Origin of the sequence: Methylogaea oryzae (genome assembly GCF_019669985.1) — a bacterium.
Taxonomy (GTDB): domain Bacteria; phylum Pseudomonadota; class Gammaproteobacteria; order Methylococcales; family Methylococcaceae; genus Methylogaea; species Methylogaea oryzae.
This window is the reverse complement of the sequence record NZ_AP019782.1, coordinates 2,030,525-2,043,644: the sequence shown is the minus strand read 5'-3', so window position 1 is coordinate 2,043,644 and position 13,120 is coordinate 2,030,525. Positions and strand designations below refer to the sequence as shown.

The following is a 13,120-nucleotide window of genomic DNA, read 5'->3' as shown; positions in this document are numbered from 1 at the left end:
TCATGACATCCCTGCGTCCGTACCTGATTCGTGCGGTATACGATTGGATCCTGCATAACGGCTGTACGCCTTATTTGATGGTCAACGCCAGGGCCGAAGGCGTTTTGGTGCCGCAGCAGTACGTTCAGCCGGACGGCAGCATAGTCCTGAATTTACGTCCCGAGGCAGCCCAACACCTGGCCCTCGGCGACGAATACATCGAGTTCAACGCCCGTTTCGGCGGCGTGCCGCAGTCGGTGACGGTGCCGGTCCCGGCCGCCATGGCGATCTACGCTAAGGAAAACGGTCGCGGTATGGTGTTCGAGCCGGAAGAAGGGGACGGCAAGCCGCCGTCGCCCACGTCCCCGGAGCCTGCTCCCAAGGAGCCCACAAAGTCGAAGCGGCCGGTATTGACGGTAGTGAAATAAGCCCCGTCGCGCGTACTACCGGCGGATTAAAAAAGGCACTATCGGTGATAGTGCCTTTTTTGTGGGTTCTCTTTATCGAGCCCGCCGGAGGCGGGCGCCGCCTACCGCACCAAGGCCAGCAATACGCCGGCGGCCACGGCGGAACCGATGACGCCCGCCACATTGGGCCCCATGGCGTGCATTAGCAGGAAGTTGTGCGGATTTTCTTCTTGCCCGATTTTGTTGGCGACACGCGCCGACATGGGTACGGCGGAGACCCCGGCCGCGCCGATAAGCGGGTTTACCTGCGCTTTGGTGAAGCGGTTCATCAATTTGGCCATTAATACGCCCGCGGCGGTGCCGATGCTGAAGGCGATGGCGCCTAGCAGCAGGATGCCCAGGGTCTCGGTACGCAAAAACGCCGAAGCGCTGAGTTTGGAACCCACGGATAGACCGAGAAAAATCGTCACGACGTTGATCAATTCGTTTTGGGCGGTCTTGCTCAACCGGTCCACCACGCCGCTTTCCCGCATCAAATTCCCCAGGCAGAACATGCCGATCAGCGGGGCGGCGGAAGGCAGCAGCATGGCCGTTAAAACGATCAGCACCACCGGGAAAACCATCTTTTCCCGTTTGCTGACCACGCGCAACTGGGACATCTCGATAAGCCGTTCTTCGCGGCTGGTCAAAGCCCGCATGATGGGCGGTTGGATCAACGGCACCAGGGCCATGTAGGAATAGGCGGCCACGGCGATGGCGCCCAGCAGATCCGGGGCCAGGCGGGAGGCCACGTAAATGGCGGTCGGTCCGTCGGCGCCGCCGATGATGGCGATGGCCGCCGCGTCCTTGAAGGTGAAGTGCAGGCCCGGCACGGCGTTGAGCGCCAGCGCGCCGAACAGTGTGCCGAAAATGCCGAACTGGGCGGCCGCCCCGAGCAGCAGGGTCTTGGGGTTGGCCAGCATGGGGCCGAAGTCCGTCATGGAACCCAGCCCCAGAAAGATCAACAGCGGGAACACGCCGGATTTGATTCCGGCATAGAGGAAATACAGGATGCCGCCATCTTCGGCGATGCCGGCCACCGGGATGTTGCTCAATACGGCCCCGAAGCCGATGGGCAGCAGCAGCAGGGGCTCGAAGCCTTTTTGGATGGCCAGATAAATCAGCAGCAAGCCGACGCCCAGCATCGCGGCTTGGCCTGGCTCGAAATTGTAGAGGCCGGTATCCTGCCAAATGCGGTATAGGTCTTCCATTGCGTCAGCTCAAGGTAACCAGGATGTCGTTGGCGGCGACATTGTCGCCCTGCTTGACGGCGACGCTAACCACCGTGCCGCTTTGCCGCGTCCGCACTTCCGTTTCCATTTTCATGGCTTCCATGACGACCACCACGTCGTTTTCGTTGATGTGCTGACCCGGCGACACGGCGACTTTCAAAACGGTGCCGGCCATGGGGGCATTCACCGCGTGGTTGCCGGCGGCGGGCGCGGCGGCCAGCGTCACGCTCGGCGTGACGCCGAGGGGATGGACGTTGCTCAGCGTGCCGCTGGGCGCCACTTCCACGTGATAGGCCTTGCCGTTGACGCTTACGTCGTAGGCGCGCTGGCCGCGGTTGACGGCGCCTTCCTCGGCGCTGGGCGGCGGCTCGAAGGCGGCGGAGTTGCCGCGGTTCTGCAGAAAACGCCAGCCGACTTGGGCGAATTGGGCGTAGATCAACACGTCTTCGATGTCTTCGGCGGCCAGTTCGACATGGTTGTCCTTGGCCATTTGCCGTAATTCTTCGGCGATTTTGTGCAGCTCCGGCTCCAGCAGATCGGCCGGGCGACAGGTAATCGGTTTGGCGCCTTCCAGCACGCGCTTTTGCAAGGTTTTGTTGACCGGCGCCGGCGTGGCGCCGTATTCGCCTTTCAGCACGCCGGCGGTTTCCTTGGTGACGGTTTTGTAGCGTTCGCCCGCCAACACGTTGATGACGGCTTGGGTGCCGACGATCTGCGAGGTTGGCGTCACCAGCGGAATATAGCCGAGGTCTTTGCGCACTTTGGGGATTTCCTTGAGCACTTCGTCCATGCGTTCCAGCGCGCCTTGCTCGCGCAGCTGGCTTTCCATATTGGTCAACATGCCACCCGGCACTTGCGCCACCAGGATGCGGGCATCCACGCCTTTCAGCGAGCCTTCGAACTTGGCGTATTTCTTCCGCACTTCGCGGAAGTAATCGGCGATTTCCTCCAGCAGCACCAGGTCCAGCCCCGTATCCCGCTCCAGGCCCTCGTAAGCCGCAACGACGGTTTCCGTCGCGGTATGGCCGTAGGTCGTGCTCATGGACGAGATGGCGGTGTCCACGTTGTCGATGCCGGCTTCCACCGCCTTGAGGATGGTGGCGGTGCTCAGACCCGTGGTGGCGTGGCAGTGCAGGTGAATGGGGACCTTTACCGCCGCTTTCAGCTTGCGCACCAGCTCTTCCGCCTCGTAAGGCTTGAGCAAGCCGGCCATGTCTTTGACAGCGATGGAATGGCAGCCCAGGTCTTCCATGCGCTGGGCCAGGTCCACGTACAGATCGATAGTATGGACCGGGCTGGCCGTATAGGAAATGGTGGCTTGGGCGTGTTTGCCGGTGGCGACGACGGCCTTGACGGCTTTGTCCAGGTTGCGCAGGTCGTTCAGCGCGTCGAAGATGCGGAATACGTCGATGCCGTTATGGGCGCAGCGTTCCACGAAACTTTCCACCACGTCGTCGGCGTAGTGGCGGTAGCCCAGCAGGTTTTGACCGCGCAGCAGCATTTGCTGGGGCGTTTTCGGCATGGCCTTTTTGAGCTGTCTCAAGCGCTCCCAAGGGTCTTCGCCCAAATAGCGTATGCAGGCGTCGAAGGTCGCGCCGCCCCAGGTTTCCAGCGACCAATAGCCGACGCGGTCGAGCTTGGCGCAAATGGGCAGCATGTCTTCGATGCGCAACCGTGTTGCCAGCAGCGACTGGTGGCCGTCGCGCAGCACGACCTCGGTTATGCCTAGGGGCTTCGCCATGTAAAGAACTCCTTCCTTCTTTAATTCTGTGTTTCGTAAAGCCGGATGGCTGTCTGGATGGCGCTCATGACATCGGTATCAATGGCGGGCTCGCTGGTTGCGAGCGGAGTCGGCGCGACTTGTTCGTATGCCTTTTCCCCCGCGACGCGCCTCAGCAACCGCGGCAAAGCGGTAACCGCCGCCACCAGCAAGGCGAGGAAAAGAAATACGATGCCCATGCCCACGATCATGAGCTGGAGGCCGTTTTGCAGCAGGTCTGTGATAGACGGTTCCATGGTCGCTTCGATTTGGTTGGCTAAAACCCACTGATGTTAATCCGCGCCGCGGCTCCGGCGTTCGGGCAAGCGACGCGTTGGGGGCCGGCAGGCGCGCAAGCGGAATCCCGCGCGATTTACCATCATTATCCTACGGGAGGTCTAGGTAAACAATGTTGCAAGCCCCGATGGCAGGTGTTAACGAGCGGAGTCCGGGCGCGGCGTGATCCGGGGGCGGCTTGCCAATACCGATAGCGGCCGGTATGTTGGGGCGGCGTTGCCGGCGGCTTCGCCCCGGTATGTCGCGTTTGGCAGGGCGGATGAAAAACTTCTAGAAAAAGAAGCCGATACGGCGCCGAAGGCCGAAGGCGCCGGGGCGGTATGCGGCGTTTCGCGGCTTCGCTGTGTCATCCGTTCGCACCTTGAGATAAGCTTGGCCCTTTGCGTCGCTCGCCCATGAGGCGCCGCCCTTCGCTATACCGTCGAGACGCCAGTCCGCCGGGCGGGGCGCGTTTCGCGCCGATGGGAAGTTCCTATCCTACCGTCCCGCAGGGAACGCAGGATTTTGGCCTCGGCAGACAGGTGTTCCCGCAGACGGCGGGCGAGCGCCTGTCGTCCGCATCACCGCAGTTCGCGCACGCTGGAATCGTTCATGAGATGGCCTGTCGGTTTTTTGCATAGGTGCTTTCGCTGGCAAAGTCGCAGCCTACGGCGACGTATTTTGCTGTTCACTTTGCTGCCCACCATGGGGTTCAGCTTAATCATCGGCTTGGTGTCGTTCATGGTCATGGATCGACTGATGCGCGAACAAATCGCCGCCGAGATGCGCCACGACCTGCGCCACGTCCGTGCGTGGGCCACGCAGCAGCTGAACGAGCGCAATGCCGTGCTGAGCCAAATGGCGTCCAATCCCTTGTTGTTGCATGCCTTGGCGGACTCGAAGGAGCCCGACCGTTTTTTGCATCCTTTTCTCCGCGGCAGCTCTTTGGTGCGTTTGTCCGAAGGCGAATTGGCGCTGGTCGACGCCCAGGGCGGCGTGTTGGCGGTGAGCGGCAACTCGGCGGAATTCTCGCCGGCCAAGTTCCGCTCGCTTGCGGACGTGTTGCGGCAAGGCCAAGCCAGGGCGGAGTTGTTGTTCGAAGACGGCGGCGGAGCCTTGGTCATCGAGCAGCCGGTGGTGTTTCCGACCACCGGCGTAGTCGCCGGGGCGTTGGTTTATCGGCTGAAGTTGCTCCAGTGGCTGCACCTCATGGCCGCCGATGTGAACAGTCGCATTTTACTGCGCGACGGGGCGCAAAATCTATTGTTCGGCGCGTCCTTGGGAAGCGATTGGATCGTGTCGGAAAGCCGGCCCTTGCTGTTGGACGCGCCGCTGCACGTTCTCGGTATGAGTGTGTCCATGGCGCAGGATAGGGTCCGTGTGCTCGAGCCTTTGTCGCGCATGACCTTGTGGTACGCCGTGTTCGGCTTGTCCGTGATCGCCGTGGCCGGGGTGTTGGGACGCGGCGTGGTGCGAGGCTTGACGAGGAATTTGGCTGCGCTGGCGGCGCAAACCGACGCGATCATCGGAGTCGAGGACTTGGCCTCCCGGGACTTGGACGTGGATGCCGCCGATGAAGTGGGGCGGGTGGCCGCCGCCTTCAATCAATTGCTGGAGCGGTTGCGCAAGTCCTATCAGGACCTCGAGGCCAAGGTCGCCGAGCGCACGCAAGCCCTGACCGAGGCCAACGCCACGTTGACGAGGGAGATCGCCGTCAGGCAGGAGGCGGAGGCCGCCTTGGCCCAGAGCGAGGGACGTTACCGCTCGGTGGTGGAGGGGATTTCCGAGGCCGTTTACCAGACGGACCGGGAGGGCGCCTGGAGCTTTCTCAATCCGGCTTGGAGCGCGATCAGCGGCTACGGCTTGCAGGAAAGCCTGGGCCGTCCCTTCGTCGATTATCTGTTGGCGGCGGATCGGGCCAAGGCCATGCAGGGCTTCGGCGAGGTGCTGCGAGGAGAACGCGGCAAGGCGGTGTTGGAGTTGCGTTATCGGCATAAGCAGGGGCAGGTGCTGCGGGTGGAGCAAACCTTGCGTCCGCGGCTGGCCTGCCGGGGCGAGGTGATCGGCGTAAGCGGATCGCTCAACGACGTGACGCGCCGCTGGGAGGCGGAACAGGCGTTGATCGTGGCGAAGGAAAGGGCGGAGCAGGCGAGTCGCGCCAAATCCGCATTTTTGTCCAACGTCAGCCATGAAATCCGCACCCCCATGAACGGGATTCTGGGGTTGACCCAATTGGCCCTGGAAACCGACTTGACCCCGCTGCAGCGGGATTATCTGAGCAAGGTGTTCGATTCGGCCCAGGCGCTGTTAGGGGTGCTGAACGACATCCTCGATTTCTCCAAGATCGAAGCCGGCAGCATGGCGTTGGAATCCACCGATTTCGGCCTGGATGAGTTGTTGCAAAAAGTGTCCGGCTTATTCGGCTTGACCGCCGAGCGCAAGCAGTTGTGGTTGCGGCTCGAAGTGGCGCCGAACACGCCGACCCGGGTGAGCGGCGACATGCTGCGCCTGGGGCAGGTTTTGAACAATCTCGTCGGTAACGCGTTGAAGTTCACCGATCACGGCGGGGTGACGGTGCGTTTTTGGCAAGAGGGCCGGGAAGGGGCCTTGGCGAGATTGCGCTGCTCCGTCAGCGATACCGGCATCGGCATGGACCGGGAGCAGCTCGAGCGATTGTTCCAGCCGTTCACCCAGGCCGACGGCACCATCACGCGCCGGTACGGCGGCACCGGCCTGGGTTTGAGCATCTGCAAGAACCTGGTGCGTTTGATGGGCGGCGATATCCAGGTGGAAAGCGCGCCGGGGGTGGGTAGCGTCTTCACATTCAGCGTCTTGTTGCAGCCCGCCCTGCCGGAGTCGCGGGAGGCCTTGCCCGCGGATTATCGTCAACGCGCGGCATCGCTGGCCGGCGCCAGGGTTTTGCTGGCGGAAGACAATCCGGTCAATCAAGTGGTGGTGCTCGAGTACCTCAACCGTTGCGGACTGGCTGCGACGGTGGTCGAAAACGGCCGCGAGGCGTTGGAAAGCGTGCAGCGGGAAACGTTCGATATCGTGCTGATGGACCTGCACATGCCGGAAATGGACGGTTTCGACGCCACCAGGGCGATACGGGCGTTGCCGAAGGGCGGCGACATGCCGATTATCGCCATCACGGCGGCGGCCATGACCCAAGACCGCGAGGCCTGTCTGGCGGCGGGCATGAACGATCATGTGGCTAAACCGTTCAATCCTGGGCAGCTGTTGGAAGTGATGGCGAAATGGCTGGGGGCGGCGCGCGCCAGCTCGCCGGCGGTACCCGAGGCCGCCGTCCCGGCGGCCTCGCCGCTGTTGCCGCCCGGCCCAGCCGCCGACGAGCTGCCAGGGCGGTCGATCCAGCTGATCGAAGAATTGCGCCTGCGGTTGGAGAACAGCGAATACGTTTCTCAAGATATGATACGCAGCTTGCGCCAGGCGCTTTCTTCCTCCATCGACGGCGTTGTGCTGGACGACTTGGTTTCCGCAGTGGAAAATTGCGACTACGTTCATGCGAGTCGATTGTTGGACGATTTAGCTCAAGCCTGCCTTATCCACCCGGTAAAATTCGGCGATTCATAACATGGAAGACTTACAAGCGAAAAAGCCCTTGGTGCTCATCGTCGACGACTCGCCCCTGAATATTCAGGTGCTCGGGGAGGCGCTGCGTTCCGAGTTCCGCGTCAAGGTCGCGTCCAACGGCGCGTTGGCGCTGCGTTTGGCCGTGGAGGAAGACCAGCCCGACTTGATTCTGTTGGACATCATGATGCCGGAAATGGACGGCTACGAGGTCTGCCGGCGCTTGAAGGAGGACGCCAAGTCGAAAAACGTACCGGTGATTTTCGTCACGGCGAAGAACACCGGCGAGGAAATGGCCAGGGGCTTCGCCTTGGGGGCGGTGGATTACATCGTCAAGCCGTTTTATACGCCGGTGGTTTTGGCGCGGGTGCGCACCCATGTCAATCTCAAGCTGAAGGCCGAGCTGCTGGAATCGCTGGTGATGCGCGACGACCTCACCGGCATTCCCAATCGTCGCCACTTCAACGAAATTTTCGAGATCGAATGGCGGCGGGCGCAGCGGACTGGTTCCTGGTTGGCTGTGGCCTTGGTGGATGTCGATCATTTCAAGCAGTACAACGACCATTACGGCCACGGCCTTGGCGATCAATGCCTGCGGCAGGTGAGTAACGCCTTGGTTTCCACCCTGTTGCGGCCGGGCGACTTCGTGGCGCGTTACGGCGGCGAGGAGTTCGCGGCGGTATTGCCCGGTGCCGATTTGGCCGGCGCACGGGACGTGGCGCAGCGGTTTCGCGCCAATGTGGCCGATTTGCGCATCGAGCACGCTTGTTCGAAAGCGGCGGACGTGGTGACGGTTAGCGTCGGCTATGCGGCGGTGGTCGCCTGCCCAGAGGTCGCCAGACAGAGCTTGGTCGACATGGCGGATCGCATGCTTTACCGCGCCAAGGGCGGCGGCCGTAATCGGGTGTGCGGGCCGGATTAACGAACGGAACGGCGGCGCCCCGCCGTTTTCAAGCCAAGCCTTCCTTGCCGTCCTCCCAGTTGCGATAAGGATGGCGGGACAGGCTGGTGTTGTAATAGCGCACGTCCATGGTGACTTCCTGTCCCAACCAGTCGGGCCGGGCGAAGTGTTCGTCCGGGTGGCTCAGCTCGATTTCCGCCACGATTAACCCGGCGTTGTCTCCGGCGAATTCGTCGATTTCCCACAAATGCCCTTGGTAGGGAACGTAATGGCGCACTTTCTCGATGAGGGGCTGGTGGCTGAGGGTGTCGAGCATGCAGTCGGCGTCTTCCAGGGGGATTTCGTATTCGAACTCCTGGCGTTGCGCGCCGATGGTGGCGCTTTTGATGTTGAGCCAAGCCTGCTTGCCGCTGGTGCGCACCCGCACGGAGCAGCGCTGTTCGCGGTTCAAGTAGCCTTGCCGCATGGGCGCCGACTCCGTGACCTCGGCGCGCCAGCGCTCATCGGCGAGCAGGAATTTTTTTTCGATTTCGATAGCCATACGAACCCGTTGTGACAAATATCGGCGATGGATGTCATTGTAATTGCGCGCCATCCCCTCGGCTACGGCGGGTTTCGGCGCTTATCCCACCCAGGCGGTAGTCGGATTTATGCTTGAAGCGATCAGCGAGCAGGCGGTGCGCCGTCCGCTCCCGCCGCAGGGCGGCGACAAAATATTGGACCGGCGCTTATCCGTGGCTCCGATGCTCGATTGGACCGACCGGGATTATCGTTATTTCGCCCGGCTGTTGACCCGCCACACTCTGTTGTACACGGAGATGATCACCGCCGCGGCTTTGCATCACGGTGATCCGTCGCGCTTGCTGGCCTTCGATGCGCTGGAGGGGCCGGTGGCGTTGCAATTGGGCGGCAGCGACCCCCGCCTGCTGGCGCAAGGCGCGGTGCTGGGGGCGGACTTCGGTTACGACGAAATCAATCTCAATGTGGGCTGCCCCAGCCCCCGCGTCAGCAAAGGCCGATTCGGCGCTTGTTTGATGCTGGAGCCCGAATTGGTGGCGGAATGCATCCAGGCCATGGCCGCTGCGGTGTCGCTGCCGGTAACGGTGAAGACCCGCATCGGCGTGGATGAGCAGGATTCTTTCGAGCAACTGCACCGCTTCGTCGAGACAGTGGCGCAGGCGGGGTGCCGCACGTTTATCGTTCATGCCCGCAAGGCTTGGCTGCAAGGCCTGTCGCCCAAGCAGAACAGGGAGATTCCGCCGCTGCAGTACGAGCGGGTTTGGGCTTTGAAGCAGGCCTTTCCCGGACTGGAGTTCATCCTCAATGGCGGCGTCGTGGACCTGGATCAGGCCGAGGCCCATTTGCAGCGGGTGGACGGCGTCATGATCGGCCGCGCGGCCTACCACGATCCTTATTTGCTGGCCGAGGCCGATGGTCGTTTGTATGGCGATCGCCATCCGGCTCCCAGCCGCGCCGAGGTGGTGCACCGGTTGTTGCCTTACGTGGCTATGCGATTGTCGTGCGGGCTGCGTTTTCAGCAAATCGCTCGCCACTTGCTAGGGTTGTTCCACGGCCAGCCGGGCGGCCGCGCTTGGCGCCGTCATATCAGCACCTTCGGCGTGCGGCCGGGCGCCGATGAACGGGTTTTGTTGGATGCGCTGGATGCCGTCGCCTTAGCGGCAGCTGAACAAAGACACGAGCCGACAGGCTAATGTATACTGAATCGCTAGACAATTAAGCGAACAGCCCATGGAAAAGCTTTTTTCCCAAATCATCGAACAAATCGGCGAAGACGTGCAGCGTGAAGGTTTGCGCGATACGCCCAAGCGCGCCGCCGCGGCGTTTCATTTTCTCAATCGGGGCTACGGCCAGACCTTGGACGAGGTGCTCAACGACGCGATCTTCGAGGCCGACACCGAGGACATGGTGATCGTCAAGGACATCGAGCTGTATTCCTTGTGCGAGCATCATTTGCTGCCTTTCATCGGCAAGTGCCATGTGGCCTATATTCCGCAGGGCAAGGTTCTCGGGTTGTCGAAAATCGCCCGCGTGGTCGATATGTATGCCCGCCGCTTGCAGATACAGGAGCGGCTCACCAAGGAAATCGCCGACGCCATCCAGAATGCGGTGAGTCCCCGCGGCGTGGCGGTGGTGATCGAAGCCAAGCATTTATGCATGATGATGCGCGGCGTGGAAAAGCAAAACTCGGTGATGACGACCTCGACCATGCTGGGCATTTTCCGCAAGGAAATCAGCACCCGCTCCGAGTTCCTGAACCTCATTAACCGTTAACCGCAAGTCCATGGCGTTGCGACGTTTTCTGCCCGGCCATCAGCCTCGGGGCAAGGTGGGGCTGCTGCTGGTGAACTTGGGTACGCCCGATGCGGCGACTCCCCGAGCCGTAAGGCGTTATTTGCGCGAGTTCCTGTGGGATCCGCGCATGGTGGAGATTCCTCGCTGGATTTGGTGGTTGATTCTGAATCTGGCCGTGCTGCCGTTGCGGGGCGGGCGCTCGGCGCAAGCTTACAAACGCATTTGGACCGAGCGGGGCTCTCCCTTGATGGCCCACTCGTTGGCGCTGGGGGCCGCTCTGGGGCGTCGCCTCGGCCCGAACGGCGCGGCGGTCGAAGTCGCCATGCGTTACGGTACGCCGTCCATCGCCGACGGCTTGGCTCAATTGCGCGAAGCCGGCGCGGAACGGCTGGTTGTGTTGCCGCTGTATCCTCAGTACGCGTCCCCCAGCACGGCGACGGTGTACGACGCCGTCGGCGCGGAGCTGAGCCGTTGGCGATACGTTCCGCCGGTGGTCCTGTTGGGCGATTACCACGATCACCCGGCATACATCGAAGCGGTGGCCGCCAGTATCGCGTCCTTCCGCGCCAAGCACGGCGATAGCGGCTTTCTGTTGTTTTCCTTCCATGGCTTGCCGGAGGCCTCGCGGCGCGAGGGCGATCCGTACCACGACCAGTGCCACCGGACCGCGGTGCTGGTGGCGCAGTCGTTGGGGTTGGCCAGCGATCAGTGGGGGCTGGCTTTCCAGTCCCGCTTCGGTCGCAACGAATGGCTCAAGCCTTATTGCGTCGAATATTTGGCCGAGCTGCCGAAACGGGGCGTTCGCGCAGTGGACATGGTGTGTCCCGGCTTCGCCGTGGATTGCTTGGAAACGCTGGACGAGATCGCTCACGAGAACCGTCAAGTGTTCCTTGACGCCGGCGGCGAGACATATCAATACGTGCCCGCGTTGAATGCCGAATCGGTCCACGTCGATTTGATGGCCGAATTGTTTCGGCCCTTCCTCGAAAGTGCCGGCGACGCTTGAGTTATCAGCGTCTGGCCCAATTATTGCCGGACAAATCCGGCGCTTTTCGATATAATTTTTTTATTTCGTGCGAACGTGGCGGAACTGGTAGACGCGCTGGATTTAGGTTCCAGTGGGGTAACCCGTGAGAGTTCGAGTCTCTCCGTTCGCACCATCATCTCTCAGGCAAGTCCGATTGTTCCCAGCCGATTTGCAACGTCTTTCGAGCAGCATGTATCGCTGCGCGCTGCCGCGCCCTAGCGGCTTTTCCCTATTCCGTTTCCACGAGTAAAAATTCGAGGTAGAACCATGCAAGTATCCGTGCAAACCACGTCCGAGTTGGGCCGCAAGCTGACCGTCGAAGTTCCGGAAGAGCTCATTCAGGAAAAAGTCGCTGCGCGTCTCAAGTCGGTGGCGCGCGATGCGCGTATCGACGGCTTCCGTCCCGGCAAGGCGCCCCAGGCCGTCGTGGTTAAGCGTTTCGGCGCCAGGGTGCGGGAAGAAGTGATGAGCGATATGGTGTATTCCAGCTTCCAGGAGGCGCTCAAGGGCCAGCAGTTGCGTCCGGCCGGCATGCCCCGCATTACGCCGAAGAGCACGGCCGAAGGCCAGGGGTTGGCTTACGACGCCGAGTTCGAGGTGTATCCCGAAGTGAATTTGGCCCCGTTGGAGAATCTCGCCGTCAAAAATCCCGTGTCGGAAATCGCCGACAAGGACCTGGACGCCATGGTGCAGCGTTTGCGCGAGCAGCGTAAAACGTGGCAGGTGACCGACCGCGCCGCGCAGCAGGGAGACCGCGTTACCCTCAATTTCGAAGGCAGCGAGGGCGGCGTCAATTTCACCAATGGGGTGACGGAAAACTTCGTCGCCGTATTGGGCAGCAAGCAGCTGCTCGGCGATTTCGAAAAGCAACTCGAAGGCAAATCGGCGGGCGATCACCTGGAATTCGATATGACTTTCCCGGCCGATTACGGCCATGCGCCGCTGGCCGGCAAGACCGCGCAGTTCCGCGTGGACCTGTTGAAGGTGGAGGAGTCCCGCTTGCCGGAAGTGGACGCGGAGTTCGCCAAAGCCTATGGCATCGAGAATGGCGATATCGAGGCATTCCGCCGCGACGTGCGCGAAAACATGGAACGCGAAATGGAGCGCGTGATTCAGGGACGGCAGCGGAATTCGGTGATGGACGCGCTGTACAACGCCAATCCCATACTATTGCCGGAAGCGCTGGTGGCCGACGAAATCGAGCAAATGATGGCGCCCTATCGCCAATCCGCCCAGCAACGCCAACAGCCGTTCGATGAAGAGGGCATGCGTCCCCGGCTGGAACAATCGGCGCGTCGTCGCGTGGCGTTGGGCTTGATTCTGGGCGAAGTCATCAAGCGCAACGAACTGCGGGTGGATTCCGCCAGGGTGCGTGCCTTGGTGGAAAGCATCGGCCACAGCTATCAGCAGCCGGAGGCGGCGATTCAGTGGTATTACGCCAAGCCGGAGCGCCTGCGCGAAGTCGAGCACCGTGTACTGGAAGACCAGGCGGTGGAATTGGTGATGTCCAAGGCCAAAGTGACGCCGGAAAACATCCCGTTCGACGAGTTGATGAAAGTAAACGCCAGCGAACACGCTGCGGTATAAATCAGCACT

Annotated in this window: 11 protein-coding genes and 1 tRNA gene; 8 read left to right on the top strand and 4 right to left on the bottom strand. The window is 61.6% G+C overall.

The features are described 5' to 3' along the window. Positions 1-2: 2 nt before the first annotated feature. Positions 3-407, top strand: a complete 405-nt coding sequence (locus K5607_RS09165; RefSeq protein ID WP_054773211.1) for a ClpXP protease specificity-enhancing factor — start codon at positions 3-5, stop codon at positions 405-407. Positions 408-508: 101 nt separating this feature from the next. Here the strand turns inward: K5607_RS09165 and K5607_RS09160 are convergent, their stop codons facing one another. The 3 genes from K5607_RS09160 to K5607_RS09150 are packed head-to-tail and all read right to left on the bottom strand — an operon-like array spanning position 509 to position 3,673. After that, positions 509-1,636, bottom strand: coding sequence for a sodium ion-translocating decarboxylase subunit beta (locus K5607_RS09160; protein WP_221046838.1), 1,128 nt, complete (start codon positions 1,634-1,636; stop codon positions 509-511). 4 nt (positions 1,637-1,640) lie between these two features. Next, on the bottom strand, positions 1,641-3,398 hold the full coding sequence (gene oadA / locus K5607_RS09155; RefSeq protein WP_054773212.1) for a sodium-extruding oxaloacetate decarboxylase subunit alpha: 1,758 nt from the start codon (positions 3,396-3,398) through the stop codon (positions 1,641-1,643). Positions 3,399-3,418: 20 nt separating this feature from the next. Beyond that, positions 3,419-3,673, bottom strand: coding sequence for an OadG family protein (locus K5607_RS09150; protein WP_054773213.1), 255 nt, complete (start codon positions 3,671-3,673; stop codon positions 3,419-3,421). Between the two features lie 724 nt (positions 3,674-4,397). Between K5607_RS09150 and K5607_RS09145 the strand changes: the two genes are divergently transcribed. Both K5607_RS09145 and K5607_RS09140 read left to right on the top strand, forming a co-directional pair. Further along, complete coding sequence (locus tag K5607_RS09145; protein ID WP_221046837.1) at positions 4,398-7,286, top strand: ATP-binding protein; 2,889 nt, start codon at positions 4,398-4,400, stop codon at positions 7,284-7,286. A gap of 1 nt (position 7,287) precedes the next feature. After that, entirely contained in the window at positions 7,288-8,205 is a 918-nt protein-coding gene (locus K5607_RS09140) for a GGDEF domain-containing response regulator (RefSeq protein WP_221046836.1), read from the top strand. Between the two features lie 28 nt (positions 8,206-8,233). Here K5607_RS09140 and K5607_RS09135 read toward each other — a convergent pair whose 3' ends face one another. Then, positions 8,234-8,725: a CYTH domain-containing protein gene (locus tag K5607_RS09135; protein ID WP_221046835.1), complete on the bottom strand. Its 492-nt coding sequence runs from the start codon at positions 8,723-8,725 to the stop codon at positions 8,234-8,236. Positions 8,726-8,834: 109 nt separating this feature from the next. Here K5607_RS09135 and dusA point away from each other — a divergent pair, with 109 nt between their 5' ends. The 5 genes from dusA to tig all read left to right on the top strand — a co-directional run bounded on the left by dusA (position 8,835) and on the right by tig (position 13,111). After that, entirely contained in the window at positions 8,835-9,896 is a 1,062-nt protein-coding gene (dusA, locus tag K5607_RS09130) for a tRNA dihydrouridine(20/20a) synthase DusA (protein WP_221046834.1), read from the top strand. A gap of 10 nt (positions 9,897-9,906) precedes the next feature. Next, on the top strand, positions 9,907-10,476 hold the full coding sequence (folE, locus tag K5607_RS09125) for a GTP cyclohydrolase I FolE (protein WP_082411399.1): 570 nt from the start codon (positions 9,907-9,909) through the stop codon (positions 10,474-10,476). 10 nt (positions 10,477-10,486) lie between these two features. Beyond that, entirely contained in the window at positions 10,487-11,503 is a 1,017-nt protein-coding gene (gene hemH, locus K5607_RS09120) for a ferrochelatase (protein WP_221046833.1), read from the top strand. 69 nt (positions 11,504-11,572) lie between these two features. Beyond that, positions 11,573-11,657 (top strand) — tRNA-Leu (locus K5607_RS09115). Positions 11,658-11,791: 134 nt separating this feature from the next. Then, positions 11,792-13,111, top strand: coding sequence for a trigger factor (gene tig / locus K5607_RS09110; protein ID WP_054773068.1), 1,320 nt, complete (start codon positions 11,792-11,794; stop codon positions 13,109-13,111). Positions 13,112-13,120 lie beyond the last annotated feature (9 nt).